13 protein-coding genes are annotated in these 14,466 nt (G+C 70.6%); all 13 read left to right on the top strand.

Annotation, left to right across the window (positions count from 1 at the left end):
• Positions 1 to 217: 217 nt before the first annotated feature.
• From mraZ to D580_RS0109925, 13 genes are read left to right on the top strand one after another with little or no spacing between them, the layout of a single operon-like run.
• Positions 218 to 670 carry a division/cell wall cluster transcriptional repressor MraZ gene (mraZ, locus tag D580_RS0109985; RefSeq protein WP_018954247.1) on the top strand — a complete coding sequence of 151 codons (453 nt, stop codon included), beginning with the start codon at positions 218 to 220 and terminating at the stop codon, positions 668 to 670.
• Positions 667 to 1,611: a 16S rRNA (cytosine(1402)-N(4))-methyltransferase RsmH gene (rsmH, locus tag D580_RS0109980; protein WP_018954246.1), complete on the top strand. Its 945-nt coding sequence runs from the start codon at positions 667 to 669 to the stop codon at positions 1,609 to 1,611. The genes mraZ and rsmH overlap by 4 nt, the downstream gene beginning before the upstream one ends.
• A complete protein-coding gene (ftsL, locus tag D580_RS0109975) occupies positions 1,608 to 1,877 on the top strand; it encodes a cell division protein FtsL (protein ID WP_018954245.1) in 270 nt (89 codons plus the stop codon). The genes rsmH and ftsL overlap by 4 nt, the downstream gene beginning before the upstream one ends.
• A gap of 10 nt (positions 1,878 to 1,887) precedes the next feature.
• Positions 1,888 to 3,600, top strand: coding sequence for a peptidoglycan D,D-transpeptidase FtsI family protein (locus D580_RS0109970; RefSeq protein ID WP_018954244.1), 1,713 nt, complete (start codon positions 1,888 to 1,890; stop codon positions 3,598 to 3,600).
• Positions 3,597 to 5,129, top strand: a complete 1,533-nt coding sequence (locus D580_RS0109965; protein ID WP_018954243.1) for a UDP-N-acetylmuramoyl-L-alanyl-D-glutamate--2,6-diaminopimelate ligase — start codon at positions 3,597 to 3,599, stop codon at positions 5,127 to 5,129. The genes D580_RS0109970 and D580_RS0109965 overlap by 4 nt, the downstream gene beginning before the upstream one ends.
• Positions 5,126 to 6,502 carry a UDP-N-acetylmuramoyl-tripeptide--D-alanyl-D-alanine ligase gene (locus D580_RS0109960; RefSeq protein WP_018954242.1) on the top strand — a complete coding sequence of 459 codons (1,377 nt, stop codon included), beginning with the start codon at positions 5,126 to 5,128 and terminating at the stop codon, positions 6,500 to 6,502. The genes D580_RS0109965 and D580_RS0109960 overlap by 4 nt, the downstream gene beginning before the upstream one ends.
• Positions 6,483 to 7,565 (top strand): phospho-N-acetylmuramoyl-pentapeptide-transferase, encoded by a 1,083-nt coding sequence (gene mraY / locus D580_RS0109955; protein WP_018954241.1) that lies wholly within the window; start codon positions 6,483 to 6,485, stop codon positions 7,563 to 7,565. Before D580_RS0109960 ends, mraY begins: the two co-directional genes overlap by 20 nt.
• Positions 7,566 to 7,583: 18 nt before the next feature.
• A complete protein-coding gene (gene murD / locus D580_RS0109950) occupies positions 7,584 to 8,912 on the top strand; it encodes a UDP-N-acetylmuramoyl-L-alanine--D-glutamate ligase (protein ID WP_018954240.1) in 1,329 nt (442 codons plus the stop codon).
• Entirely contained in the window at positions 8,909 to 10,111 is a 1,203-nt protein-coding gene (gene ftsW, locus D580_RS0109945) for a putative lipid II flippase FtsW (RefSeq protein ID WP_018954239.1), read from the top strand. The genes murD and ftsW overlap by 4 nt, the downstream gene beginning before the upstream one ends.
• Positions 10,108 to 11,208: an undecaprenyldiphospho-muramoylpentapeptide beta-N-acetylglucosaminyltransferase gene (murG, locus tag D580_RS0109940; protein ID WP_018954238.1), complete on the top strand. Its 1,101-nt coding sequence runs from the start codon at positions 10,108 to 10,110 to the stop codon at positions 11,206 to 11,208. Before ftsW ends, murG begins: the two co-directional genes overlap by 4 nt.
• Entirely contained in the window at positions 11,205 to 12,632 is a 1,428-nt protein-coding gene (gene murC / locus D580_RS0109935; RefSeq protein WP_018954237.1) for a UDP-N-acetylmuramate--L-alanine ligase, read from the top strand. Before murG ends, murC begins: the two co-directional genes overlap by 4 nt.
• Complete coding sequence (murB, locus tag D580_RS0109930; RefSeq protein ID WP_018954236.1) at positions 12,632 to 13,540, top strand: UDP-N-acetylmuramate dehydrogenase; 909 nt, start codon at positions 12,632 to 12,634, stop codon at positions 13,538 to 13,540. Before murC ends, murB begins: the two co-directional genes overlap by 1 nt.
• Positions 13,537 to 14,466: a D-alanine--D-alanine ligase gene (locus tag D580_RS0109925; protein ID WP_018954235.1), complete on the top strand. Its 930-nt coding sequence runs from the start codon at positions 13,537 to 13,539 to the stop codon at positions 14,464 to 14,466. Before murB ends, D580_RS0109925 begins: the two co-directional genes overlap by 4 nt.

Raw genomic sequence — 14,466 nt, 5'->3', positions numbered from 1 at the left:
TTTGTGGCCAATCTGGTGAATCTCAAGGCGCTATTCATATGGCCTGCCCCAGGCTGATCTCCCACTTGGAGGGGTGTTCCTAAGTCTTTGTGACACAAGCACTATTTTTCTCTTCCCAGACCCTGATTTCCCTTGACCGGCCCCGGATCCCTACCTATAGTGTAGAAATGTGGGGAATAGTGGAGGAAAGTGGTTTTCCTCCCCATGAGGGCTGTCAGTGTTTCGAGGGGTCGCCAATCTCAACCTGGATACCAAGGGGCGCATGGCCATGCCGTCCCGGTATCGCGATCGCCTCGTGGAAACCTGCGAGGGGCGCCTGGTGATCACCGTGGACCGCGACGGCTGTCTGCTGGTCTATCCCCAGCCAGAGTGGGAGCGCATCGAGCAGGCCCTCATGTCCCGCCCCAACATGGACCGCCAGGTGCGCCGTCTGCAGCGCCTGCTGGTGGGCCATGCCACCGAGTGCGAGCTGGACGGCCAGGGGCGCATCCTGCTGCCGCCGCCGCTGCGCGACTACGCGGGCCTCGACAAGCGGGTGGTGCTGGTGGGTCAGGGCAACAAGTTCGAGCTCTGGGACGAGGACACCTGGGTCAAGAGCCGGGATGCGTGGTTCAAGGAAGAGGACGAGACCGCGGAGCCGAGCGCGGTACTGGAGAGCCTGTCCCTGTGAGCGGGCAGCCAACCCCGGCCCACCGCGCGGTGTTGCTGGAGGAGGCGGTCGAGGCCCTGGCGGTGCGTCCCGACGGGATCTACCTGGACGGCACCTTCGGGCGCGGCGGCCACAGCGGCCGGATCCTGGAGCGGCTCGGCCCCGAGGGTCGGCTCATCGCCCTGGACCGGGACCCGGAGGCCGAGGCCGAGGCGGCGCGCCGCTACGGCCATGACGAGCGGTTTCACTTCGAGCGGTGTTCATTCGAGATGCTGCAGCAGGTCGCAGACAGACTGGGAATCAGCGGACGGCTGGACGGGGTCCTGCTGGACCTTGGCGTCTCCTCGCCCCAGCTGGACACCCCGGAGCGCGGTTTCAGCTTCATGAGCGACGGCCCCCTGGACATGCGCATGGACCCGGAGTCCGGCGAGTCCGCCGCCGCCTGGCTGGCCCGTGCCGACGAGGACGAGATCGCCTGGGTGCTCAAGGAATACGGCGAGGAACGCTTCGCCCGACGCATCGCCCGGCGCATCGTGGAGACGCGCCAGGAGACTCCCTTGGAGCGCACCCGTCAGCTGGCGGAACTGATCAATGAAGCGGTGCCTTTCAAGGAGCGCCACAAGCACCCGGCCACGCGCAGCTTCCAGGCCATCCGCATCCGGGTCAATGACGAACTGGAAACCCTGCGTCGCTGCCTGGCGCAGATTCCCGCCCTGCTGGCCCCGGGCGGGCGCCTGGCGGTGATCAGTTTCCATTCCCTGGAGGATCGGATGGTCAAGCGCTTCCTGCGCGAGCAGGCCGAGGGTGAGCGTCTGCCCCGGGGTCTGCCGGTGCAGGGCGATGCGCGTCGGGGTCAGACCCTGCGCCTGGTGGGGCGCGCGATCCGCGCAAGCCGAGCGGAACTGGACGAGAACCCCCGGGCGCGCAGTGCCGTGCTGCGGGTGGCGGAGCGCCTGGCATGAGGCTGCGCCTGATGGGTCTCGGGGTGCTGTTCCTGGCGGTGCTGATCAGCGCATTCGGAGTGATCTACAGCAAGCACCACAGTCGCAGCCTGTTCATGGCGTTGCAGGTGGAACTGGCCGAGCGGGACAGCCTGAACGTGGAGTGGGGCCAGCTGCAGCTGGAGCAGAGCACCTGGGCCACCCATGGACGAATCGAAGAGACGGCGCGGGAGCGGTTGAACATGACCCTGCCGAGCGCCGGCAACACCGTGATTTTGTTTGACTGAGCGAGGACCGATGTCGGATTCCCCGGACAAGCTGAGTGCAGTGCGCCGCCACGTGGTGCTGGGACTGTTCGTCCTGGGCTTCGCGGTGCTGCTCGGCCGTGGCCTCGACCTGCAGGTACTCAAGCAGGACTTCCTGCGCGGCGAGGGCGATGCACGCCACCTGCGTGTAGTCTCCATCCCCGCCCACCGGGGCATGATCCTGGACCGCAACGGCGAACCCCTGGCGGTGAGCACGCCGGTGGATTCCGTGTGGGCCAATCCCCAGGAGACCCTGCAGGCGCCCGAACGCCTGGCCGAACTGGCCCGGGTGCTGGGCATGGACCGGGGTGACCTGCAGCGCCGCCTGGCGGAGCGCGCCGGCCGGGAGTTCGTCTACCTGCGCCGCCACGTGAACCCGGACGTGGCCGCCCAGGTGCAGCAGCTGGGCGTGCCCGGCGTGGCCCTGCAGCGGGAATTCCGCCGCTACTACCCCATGGGCGAAGTGGCGGCCCACGTGCTGGGCTTCACCAATATCGACGACCGGGGTCAGGAGGGCCTGGAGCTGGCCCTGAACGAGCGGCTCACGGGACAGCCCGGCGCCAAGCGGGTGGTGCGCGATCGCCTCGGTCGGGTGATCCGCGACGTGGAGAATATCCGCCCCGCGCGTCCCGGCGGGGACATCACCCTGACCCTGGACCAGCGCGTGCAGTACCTGGCCTACCGGGAGCTGAAGGCGGCGGTACAGGCACACGGCGCGCGCTCCGGTTCGGCGGTGATCATGGACGTGCACACCGGCGACATCCTGGCCATGGTCAACCAGCCCAGCCACAACCCCAACAACCGGGGCAGCCTGCGCCGGGAGGCCTCCCGCAACCGGGCGGTGACCGACCTGTTCGAGCCCGGCTCCACCATCAAGCCGTTCACCGTGGCCGCGGCCCTGGAGAGCGGCAGCATCAATCCGCGCATGACCCTGGACACGGCACCGGGCACCTTCCGCGTGGGCAACCACACCATTCGCGACATCCGCAACTACGGGCGCGTGGACCTGACCACGATGCTGGCCAAGTCCTCCAACATCGGCGCCAGCAAGCTGGCCCTGGGGATGGAGTCCGAGCACCTGTGGCGCACCCTGCACCAGGCGGGGCTGGGTCGCGGCACCGGCAGCGGTTTCCCCGGCGAGGCCTCCGGCCTGCTGCGTGACTTCTATTTCTGGCGCGACGTGGATCGCGCCACCCTGGCCTTCGGCTACGGCGTGTCGGTCACGCCCCTGCAGCTGACCCGGGCCTATGCCGCCCTGGCCAACGAGGGCGTGATGCCCGCGCCGCGTTTCCTGGCGGACCAGCCCGTGCTGCCCGGCGAGCCGGTCATGTCCCCCGCCGTGGCCCGCGAGCTGCGCGCCATGCTGGAGGTGGCGGTGACCACCGAGGGCACCGGCCACCGGGCGCGGGTGGAGGGCTACCGGGTGGCGGGCAAGACCGGCACGGCGCGCAAGAGCGGCGCCGGCGGCTACAACGAGGAGCGTTTCGTGGCCATGTTCGCGGGCTTCGCCCCGGCGAGCCATCCGCGCCTGGTGATGGTGGTGGTCATCGACGAGCCCGCCGGCGAGGAATACTACGGCGGACAGGTGGCCGCACCGGTGTTCTCGAAGATCATGCAGGGTGCGCTGCGCCTGCTGGACGTGCCGCCCGACGACGTGCCCAGCATCCGCGCCGTGACCGCCGGGGCGGGCAGGGGGCCGGCATGATGAGCCTGCGCGCGCATCAACCCGACTGGCGCCTCTCCACCTTGCTGGAGGGCTTCGCGGCGGTCTCGCCGGGGCTGGACGTCCCGGTACGGGATCTGTGTCTCGACAGTCGCCGGGCCCAGCCCGGCGCCGTCTTTATTGCCCTGGCCGGCCACCGTGCCCACGGCCTGAGCCACGCCGCGGAGGCCGTCGCCCGCGGTGCGGTGGCGGTGGTCTGGGAGCCGGCGCCCGGTGTCGAGGCGCCCGCGGGACTGGGCGTTGCGAGCGTCGCCGTGCCCGAGCTGGGCCAGCGCCTGGGCCAGATCGCCGATCGCTTCTTCGGCCATCCCTCCGGCGCCATGAAGCTCATCGGCGTGACCGGCACCGACGGCAAGACCTCGGTGAGCCAGTTCCTGGCCCAGACCCTGTACCAGGAGTCGGGCCGCTGCGGCGTGATCGGCACCCTGGGCGCAGGCGTCTACGGGGAGCTGGCCGAGACCGGGCACACCACGCCGGATGCGCTCAGCCTGCATCGCTGGCTCGCGGACCTGCGCGGCCGGGGCGTGCGCTACACGGTCATGGAGGTCTCCTCCCATGCCCTGGTCCAGGGGCGCATCAACGGCGCCGCCCTGGATATCGCCGTGCTCACCAATCTGAGCCGGGATCACCTGGATTACCACGGCACGATGGAGGCCTATGCCGAGGCCAAGGCGAGGCTATTCCGCTGGCCCGGTCTGGAGACCGCCATCCTCAACCTGGACGATGCCTTCGGCCGCAAGCTGGCCGCCGAGCTGGCCGGGCGGGAGGTGCAGATCCTGGGTTACGGACTGGCTGCCGCCGGCGGCGAGATCGAGCAGGTGCGCGGCGAGTCGGTGGAATACCGGCCCGACGGCCTGGCCTTCGGCGTGGTCACCCCCTGGGGCAGCGGTCGCGTGGAGACCGGTCTGCTGGGTGCCTTCAACGTGCACAACCTGCTGGCGGTGCTGGCCACCCTGCTGCAGCTGGGCCTGAGCCTCACCGATGCCCTGGAGCGGCTGGCCCACGTGCGCACCGTGCCGGGGCGCATGGAGCGTTTCTCCGGCGGCAAGGGCGCCACCCTGGTGGTGGACTACGCCCACACCCCCGCCGCCCTTGCCCAGGTGCTGCAGGCCCTGCGGGTGCACTGCGCAGGCAGGCTCTGGTGCGTGTTCGGCTGCGGCGGCAACCGGGACCCGGGCAAGCGCCCGCTCATGGCCCGGGCCGCGGAGCAGTTCGCCGACCGGGTGGTGCTCACCAGCGACAATCCCCGCCACGAGGATCCGCAGGCCATTGCCCGAGAGGTGATGACCGGCTTCGAACGTCCCGCCGAGGTGCATCAGGAACTGGATCGCCAGGCCGCCGTGGAATGGGCCTGGTCCCATGCGGCCGCCGGCGACCTGGTGCTGGTGGCGGGCAAGGGCCACGAGACGGTGCAGATCGTGGGCGACGAGCAGCGTCCCTTCAGTGACCGCGACCTGGCCCGGCGCCTGGCCTCGGGCATGGCGGAAGGCAACGGGGAGGATCAGGCATGATGATCTGGTCGCTTGCCGAGATCGCGGCGAAGGTGGGCGGGGAACTGCACGGCGCGGACACCGTGGCCGAAGGGGTCAGCACCGACACCCGCAGCCTGCAGCATGGCCAGCTGTTCGTGGCGCTCACCGGCCCCACCTACGATGGCCATGCCTTCGTCAGCGACGACCTGCCCGCCGCGGGCGTCATGGTCAGCCGCCTGCTGCCCACCCGCCTGCCCCAGGTGCTGGTGGACGACACCCGTCTGGCCCTCGGGCGCCTGGCCCGGGCCTGGCGCGAATCCCTGCCGGTCACGGTGCTGGCGCTCACCGGCAGCAACGGCAAGACCACGGTCAAGGAGATGCTCTCGGCCATCGCCCGGGAACAGGCGCCGACCCTTGCCACCCGGGGCAATCTCAACAACGACATCGGCGTGCCCCTGACCCTGCTGGAGATCGCCCGCAACCACCGTTATGCAGTGGTGGAGATGGGTGCCAACCATCACGGCGAGATCGCCTATCTCACCAGCCTCGCCCGTCCCGACGTGGCCCTGATCACCAATGCCGGCCCCGCCCACCTGGAGGGCTTCGGTTCCATTGAGGGGGTCTCCCGTGCCAAGGGCGAGATCTACTCGGGCCTGGGGCCGGACGGCGTGGCGGTGATCAACGCCGACGACATCTACGCCGACTACTGGTACGGCCTGAACCCGGGCCGACGCGTCATCAGCTTCGGCCTGGATCATGTGGCCGAGGTCTCCGGCGAGTGGCAGGCGCCGGGCAGTCTGCGTCTGCACATGAACGGCCGGGTGCACGACCTGGAACTGGCCTTCCCCGGCCGGCACAACGCCCTCAATGCCCTGGCCGCCGCCGCCGCCGCGCTGGCCGCGGAGATCCCCGAGGAGGCCATCCTGCGCGGGTTGGCCCGGGTGCACCCGGTCAGCGGACGCCTGGTGGCGGTGCCGGGGCAGGGCGGCGCGCTTCTGCTGGACGACAGCTACAACGCCAATCCCGCCTCCACCCGCGCTGCCCTGGAGGTGCTGGCCGGTTATGAGGGCGAGCGCTGCATGGTGCTGGGCGACATGGGCGAGCTGGGCGAGTCCGGTGCCGAGTTGCACGCCGAGATCGGCGCCCGGGCACGGGAGCTGGGCATCGAGCATTTTCACGCCGTGGGGCCGCTCAGTGCCCACGCGGTGCGCGCCTTCGGGGAGGGGGCGCAGCACCACGCAGACCAGGCCGCGCTCATCGAGGCCCTGCGCCCGCTGCTGCATGCCGGCATGACCGTGCTGGTGAAGGGCTCGCGCAGCCAGCGCATGGAGCGGGTGGTGCAGGCCCTGCAGGCGGGCACAAACAACAATCACAACAACGGGGGGCCTGCGCATGCTGCTCAGTCTGTTTGAATTCCTGAGCGAGTATTACCGGGGCTTCAATGTCTTCCAGTACCTGACCCTGCGCGCCATCCTGGGTGTACTCACCGCGCTGATCATCGCCTTCGTGGTGGGCCCGGCCATGATCCGCCGCCTGAGCCTCTACAAGATCGGCCAGCAGGTGCGTACGGACGGCCCCCAGACCCATCTCACCAAGGCCGGCACCCCCACCATGGGCGGCGCCCTGATCCTGGTGGCGGTGGCGGTGAGCACCCTGCTGTGGAGCGACCTCACCAACCGCTTCGTGTGGGTGGTGCTCATGGTCACACTGCTGTTCGGCCTGATCGGCGGCATCGACGACTACCGCAAGCTGCGCTACGGCAATTCCAAGGGCCTGTCGGCCAGGACCAAGTTCTTCTGGCAGTCGGTGGTGGGTTTCGCCACCGCCATACTGCTCTACTACACCGCCCAGGCGCCGGTGGAGACCACCTTCTTCGTGCCCCTGTTCAAGGACGTGGCCATCCAGCTCGGCCCCTGGTTCATCCTGCTCACCTGGTTCGTGATCGTGGGCGCGAGCAACGCGGTCAACCTCACCGACGGCCTGGACGGCCTGGCCATCATGCCCACCGTGCTGGTGGCCGGCGCCTTCGGGGTGTTCGCCTACCTGTCCGGCCACGCGGTGTTCGCCAACTACCTGGGCATCCCCTACGTGCCCGGGGTGGGCGATCTGGTGGTGTTCACCGGCGCCCTGGTGGGCGCGGGGCTCGGCTTTCTCTGGTTCAACGCCTACCCGGCCCAGGTGTTCATGGGCGACGTGGGCGCTCTGGCCCTGGGCGCTGCCCTGGGCGTACTGGCGGTGGTCACCCGCCAGGAGATCGTGCTGGTGATCATGGGCGGCGTGTTCGTGGTGGAGACCCTGTCGGTGATCATGCAGGTGGTCTCCTACAAGCTCACCGGGCGGCGCATCTTCCGCATGGCGCCCCTGCATCACCACTTCGAACTGAAGGGCTGGCCCGAGCCCCGGGTCATCGTGCGTTTCTGGATCATCACCGTGATCCTGGTGCTGGTGGGCCTGGCCACCCTGAAGCTGCGTTGAGGAAAGCAACAGACTGATATGAGCGGCATGGCTGACACATTGATCGTGGGACTGGGCGCAACGGGCATCTCCGTGGCGCGCCACCTGCGTGCGCGCGGGGAGTCCTTCCGCGTGGCGGACAGTCGTGCCGAGCCGCCGGGCCGTGATGAGCTGCGTCGTCTGGCGCCCGAGGCTGAGCTGCACACCGGCCCCTTCGATGCGGCCCTGTTCGCCGGCATGAAGCGGCTTATCGTGAGCCCCGGCGTGAGCGTTGCCGAGCCCGCCATCCAGGCGGCCCGTGCCGCCGGCGCCGAGATCCTGGGCGACATCGAGCTGTTCGCCCGGGAGGCCCGAGCCCCCGTGGTGGCGATCACCGGTTCCAACGGCAAGAGCACGGTCACCGCCCTGGTGGGCGAAATGGCCCGGGCGGCGGGCCTGAACGTCGCCGTGGGCGGCAACTTCGGCATCCCGGCCCTGGACCTGCTCAATGACGGCGACGTGGAGCTGTACGTGCTGGAGCTCTCCAGCTTCCAGCTGGAGACCACCGAGAGCCTCGAGCCGGTGGCGGCCACGGTGCTCAACATTTCCGCCGATCACCTGGATCGCTATGCCAGCCTGGAAGACTACGCCGCCGCCAAGGAACGCATCTTCCGGCGCGCCGCGACCGCGGTGATCAACCGGGATGATCCGCGGGTGTGCGCGATGCAGGGCGGCGCGCGGCGGGTCAGCTTCGGCCTCGATGTCCCCGGCGAGGGCGACTGGGGCCTGATCGAGCGGGACGCCGAACCCTGGCTGGCCCAGGGCGAGATCCCCTGGTTCGCGGAATCCCGCCTGCGCATCGCCGGGCGACACAACACCGCCAACGCCCTGGCCGCTCTCGCCCTGGGCCAGGCGGCGGGTCTGCCCGGCGAGGCCATGGTGGAGGCCCTGACCCAGTTCTCCGGCCTGCCCCACCGCTGCCAGTGGGTGACGCGCCTGCACGGCGTCTCCTGGTACAACGATTCCAAGGGCACCAACCTGGGCGCCACCCTGGCGGCCCTGGCCGGTTTCCCGGGCCAGGTGGTGCTGATCGCCGGTGGCCAGGGCAAGGGCCAGGACTTCGCCCCCCTGGGTGAGGCGGTGGCGGGCAAGGCCCGCGCCGTGGTGCTGCTGGGCGAGGATGCACCAAGCATCGCGACGGCGCTGGAGGGGCGCGTGCCGGTGGTGCAGGTAGCGTCCATGGAGGCCGCCGTGGCCGAGGCCGCGCGCCTGGCGCAGACCGGCGACAGCGTGCTGCTCTCGCCCGCCTGCGCCAGTCTCGACATGTTCGACAACTACATGCACCGGGGCGAGGTCTTCATGGCCGCGGTGCGGAGGCTCGCGGCATGAGCGCCGTGGACATCCAGGCCACCCGGGACGCCGGCCAGCAGCTGCAGCTGCGCCTGGCCCAGCGCCTGGACCTGGGCCTCGCCTTAAGCGTGCTGGCCCTGCTGGGCCTGGGTCTGGTGATGGTGGCCTCCGCCTCCATCGGCATCGCCGACCGCAACCTGGGCGACCCCCTGTACTTCCTCAAGCGCCAGGCGGTGTACGTGGTCCTGGGCCTTGCGGCCGCGGCCCTGGCCTACCGCATCCGCCTGGCCTACTGGGAGGCCTCCGCCGGTCTGCTGCTGGGCTTTGCCTATTTCCTGCTCATCCTGGTGCTGGTGCCGGGGGTGGGCGTGACGGTCAACGGTTCCACCCGCTGGCTGAGCCTGGGGCTGTTCAACCTGCAGGTCTCGGAAGTGGCCAAGCTGCTCTTCACCCTGTACCTGGCCGGCTACCTGACCCGCCACGGGCGCGCGGTGCGCGAGCGGTTCTCCGGCTTCCTGCGCCCCATGCTGCTGCTGGCCGGCGCCTCCCTGCTGCTGCTCATGGAGCCGGACTTCGGCGCCGCCGTGGTGCTCATGGCCATCGGCCTGGCGATGCTGTTCCTGGCCGGCGCCAAGCTCTGGCAGTTCGCCCTGCTGCTGGGTGGCGTGGCGACGGCGCTCGCCATGCTGGCCATCACCACCCCCTACCGCATGGCGCGCCTGACCGCCTTCCTGGACCCTTGGAACGATCCCTTCAACAGCGGCTTCCAGCTCACCCAGTCCCTGATCGCCATCGGCAGCGGCTCCTGGTTCGGCGTGGGGCTGGGGGCCAGCGTGCAGAAACTCTTCTACCTGCCCGAGGCCCACAACGACTTCCTGTTCGCCGTACTCGCCGAGGAACTGGGGCTGGTGGGCATCACCGTGGTGGTGCTGCTCTACGGCTGGTTCCTGTGGCGCAGCTTCGGCATCGGCCGGGCGGCGGAACAGGCCGGCCACCTGTTCGGCGCCTACCTGGCCTACGGGGTGGGCGTGTGGGTCAGCCTGCAGGCCTTCATCAACATGGGCGTGAACATGGGCCTGCTGCCCACCAAGGGCCTGACCCTGCCCCTGATGAGCTACGGCGGCAGCTCCATGCTCATGACCTGCGCCGCCGTCGGCCTGCTGCTGCGGGTGCATCGGGAGACGGTGGAGAGCGGCCCGCTGCGGGTCGGGCGCGTGTCGGGAGGGCGAGGCGCATGAGCGAGCGTCCCATCCTGATCATGGCGGGCGGCACCGGCGGGCACGTGTTCCCGGGCCTGGCCGTGGCCGAGCGCCTGCGTGAGCTGGGCGAGCACGTGATCTGGCTCGGCACCGCCCGGGGTCTGGAGGCCAAGCTGGTACCCGAGGCGGGCTTCGAGTTTCACACCCTGCCGGTGGCGGGACTGCGCGGCAAGGGCCTGGTCAACTGGCTGTTCGCCCCGCTGCGCCTGGGCGTGGCCCTGTGGGCGGCCCTGGCCTTCCTGCTGCGGGTCAAGCCCCGGGCCGTGCTGGGTCTGGGCGGCTTCGCCTCCGGTCCCGGCGGGCTCATGGCCGCGGCGCTCAGCATCCCCCTGGTGATCCACGAACAGAACGCCGTGGCCGGCCTCACCAACCGCTGGCTGGCGAAGGTGGCAGACAAGGTGCTGGAGGCCTTCCCGGGCACCTTCCCGGAGAAGGTGGGCGCTGTGCACACCGGCAACCCGGTGCGTGCGCGCATCAGTGGCCTGATCGAACCGGAACTGCGCTTCCTGGGACGGGAGGGTCCGCTGCGGGTGCTGGTGCTGGGCGGCAGCCTCGGCGCGCTGGCCCTGAACAGGACCGTGCCCGAGGCCCTGGCCCGCCTGCCGGAACAGGGTCGCCCCCTGGTGCGCCATCAGGCCGGCGAGCGCACCCTGGACCAGGCCAGGGCGGCCTATGCCAGTGCCGGCGTGAAGCCGGAACTGATGCCCTTCATCAAGGACATGGCCGAGGCTTACGGCTGGGCCGACCTGGTGGTGTGCCGCGCCGGCGCGCTCACCGTCGCCGAACTGGCCGCCGCCGGCCTGGGCGCCATCCTGGTGCCCTATCCCCACGCGGTGGACGACCACCAGAGCGCCAACGGCCGTTATCTCACCGAGGCCGGCGCGGCGGTGATGATCCCCGAATCCGAACTGGACGCCCGGCGCCTGGCCACCGAACTCAAGTCCATCGACCGGGCCCGCGCCCTGGAGATGGCCGAGGCCGCCCGGCGCCGCGCCCTGCCCGATGCCACCGAGACCGTGGCGCGGATCTGCCTGGGCCAGGCCCGCACCGGCAAGGCCCGTGGAGGTGCGAAATGAGCGCAGTCACCCCCATGCCCATGCGCCGCATCCGCCGCATCCATTTCGTGGGCATCGGCGGTTCCGGCATGGGCGGCATCGCCGAGGTGCTGGCGAACCTGGGGTACCAGGTGAGCGGCTCGGACATCGCCGAGAACGCTGTCACCCGGCGCCTGGCGGGGCTGGGCGTGACCATCCGCCTGGGCCACGATGCCGCCTACGTGCAGGACGCCGACGTGCTGGTGGTCTCCAGCGCCATCGACCCGCGCAACCCTGAACTCATCGCCGCCCGTGAGGCGCGCATCCCGGTGGTGCGCCGGGCCGAGATGCTGGCCGAGCTGATGCGCTTCCGCCACGGCATCGCCGTGGCCGGCACCCACGGCAAGACCACCACCACCAGCCTGGTGGCGAGCCTGCTGGCGGAAGGCGGGCTGGACCCCACCTTCGTGATCGGCGGGCGGCTCAACAGCACCGCCAGCCACTCCCGGCTGGGGCAGGGGGCCTACCTGGTGGCGGAGGCCGACGAGAGCGATGCCTCCTTCCTGCACCTGCAGCCCATCATCGCCGTGGTCACCAACATCGACGCCGACCACCTGGCCACCTACCAGGGGGACTTCGGTCGGCTGCGCGCCACCTTCCTGGAGTTCCTCCATCACCTGCCCTTCTATGGTCTGGCGGTGCTGTGCGCCAACGACCGGGAACTGGCGGGCATGATCGCCGAGGTGGGCCGTCCGGTGCTCACCTACGGCATCGGCGTGGACGCGGATGTCACCGCGCGCAATGTGCGCGCCGAGGGCACCCGCACCCACTTCGAGATCTGCCTGCCGGAGCGCGACGACACCCTGGCCGTGACCCTCAACCTGCCGGGCCGACACAACGTGCTCAACGCCCTGGCCGCGGTGGCCGTGGCCCATGAACTGGGGGTCGACGACGCGGCCATCCAGCAGGGCCTGGACAAGTTCCAGGGTATCGGCCGGCGCTTCCAGGTCTACGGTGAACTCAAGACCGCCGCGGGCACCGTCACCCTGGTGGACGATTACGGCCATCACCCCACCGAGATCGCCGCCACCCTGGCCGCCGCCCGGGACGCCTGGCCCGACCGGCGCCTGGTGCTGGCCTTCCAGCCCCATCGCTACACCCGCACCCGGGACCTGTTCGAGGACTTCGCCGAGGTGCTCTCCAGCCCCGACGCCCTGGTGCTGCTGGAGGTCTACCCGGCCGGCGAGGCTGCCATCCCCGGCGCCGACGGGCGCACCCTGGCCCGGGCCATCCGCGCGCGGGGCCGGGTGAACCCGGTGTTCGTGGACGCCCCGGAGCGCTTCGTCGAGACCCTCAAGGGCGTGCTGCGCGACGGCGATGTGCTGCTCACCCAGGGGGCCGGCAACGTGGGCGCCCTGGCCGCGGCCCTGCCGGCCGCACTGTCCACAGAGGAGGGACATCCATGATGACCGCCGAGAACCTCCAGATGCTGCGCGGCGAGCTGCGCCACCACGAACCCCTGGCCCGTTACACCTCCTGGCGCGTGGGCGGCACGGCCGACCAGCTTTACAAGCCGGCGGACCTGGACGACCTGGCCTTCTTCCTCAGCACCCTGCCGCCCAAAGAGCCGCTGCTGTGGCTGGGCCTGGGCAGCAACCTGCTGGTGCGCGACGGCGGGGTGCGCGGCACGGTGATCGCCCTGTCCGGGGCGCTCAACGAGATGACCCTGCTGCCGGACAACCGCATCCGTGCCGAGGCCGGCGTGGCCTGCGCCAAGCTGGCGCGCTTCGCCGCCGACGCGAACCTCACCGGCTGCGAATTCCTGGCCGGCATCCCCGGCACCCTGGGCGGGGCCCTGGCCATGAACGCCGGTGCCTGGGGCGGCGAGACCTGGACCTGCGTGGAGACCGTGGAGACCCTGGACCGGCGCGGCCGCCGTCACCTGCGCGAGGCGGACGAGTACCAGGTGGCCTACCGCAGCGTGATCACCCCGGTGGAGGAATGGTTCACCGCCGCCACCTTCCGGCTCACCCCAGGCGATGGCCAGGCCGGCAAGGCGCGCATCCGCGAGCTGCTGGCCGAGCGCGCCGAGCGCCAGCCCACCGGCGTGGCGAGCTGCGGCTCCGTGTTCCGCAACCCGCCCGGCGACCATGCCGGACGCCTGGTGGAGGCGGCCGGCCTCAAGGGCCATCGCATCGGCGGCGCCCAGGTCTCGGAGAAGCACGCCAACTTCATCATCAATACCGGCGATGCCACGGCGGCGGATTTGGAGGCCCTGATCCGCCACGTGCAGGCCACGGTCGAGGCGCGCTTCGGCGTGCGCCTCGAGCCCGAGGTGCGCGTGGTGGGCGAACCCCTGGAGGGCAGGGCATGAATCCCAGGGCCTTCGGCAAGGTGGCGGTGCTCCTGGGCGGCTGGTCCGCGGAACGGGAGATCTCGCTCATCAGTGGCGGCGAGGTGCTCAAGGCGCTGCAGGCCGCCGGCGTGGACGCCCACGGCATCGATGCCGGCCGGGACGTGCTGGAGGTGCTCAAGGCCGGCGGTTTCGACCGGGTGTTCAACATGCTCCACGGGCGGGGCGGCGAGGACGGTGTGATCCAGGGCGCCCTGGAGCTGATCGGCCTGCCCTGCACCGGCAGCGGCGTGCTGGGCTCGGCGGTGAGCATGGACAAGCTCATGACCAAGCGCCTGTGGCGCGGCGCGGGCCTGCCCACCCCCGATTACCAGGTGCTGGACGGGGACACGGACTGGGTGGTGGTGGCCTCGGGCCTGGGCCTGCCGCTGATCGTTAAGCCGGCCCTGGAGGGCTCGAGCATCGGCATGAGCAAGGTGGAGACCCTGGGTGATCTGCCCGAGGCCTATGCCCGCGCCGCCGCCTGCGGCGGACCGGTGTTCGCCGAGCGCTGGGTGACCGGCACCGAGTACACGGCGGCGATCCTCGAGGGCGAGCCCCTGCCGCTGATCCGCCTGGAGACGCCCCGGGCCTTCTACGACTACGAGGCCAAGTACAAGGCCGAGACCACCCGCTACCACGTGCCCTGCGGGCTGGAGGCGGCGGTGGAACAGCGCTTCCAGTCCCTGGCCCTGCAGGCCTTTGAGGCGGTGGGCGCCCGGGGCTGGGGCCGGGTGGACCTGATGGTGGACCGGGTGGGTGTGCCCTGGCTGATCGAGGTGAACACCGTGCCCGGCATGACCGACCACAGCCTGGTGCCCATGGCGGCCCGGGCCGCGGGCCTGGATTTCCAGGCCCTGGTGCTGCGCATCCTGGCCGGCACCCTGGCTTCCGGGGAGCGGCAATGA

Origin of the sequence: Thioalkalivibrio sulfidiphilus, assembly GCF_000377945.1 — a bacterium.
Taxonomy (GTDB): Bacteria; Pseudomonadota; Gammaproteobacteria; order Ectothiorhodospirales; family Ectothiorhodospiraceae; genus Thioalkalivibrio_A; species Thioalkalivibrio_A sulfidiphilus_A.
Note: the sequence above shows the minus strand (reverse complement) of the source record. Positions and strands in the feature narration are given on the sequence as shown.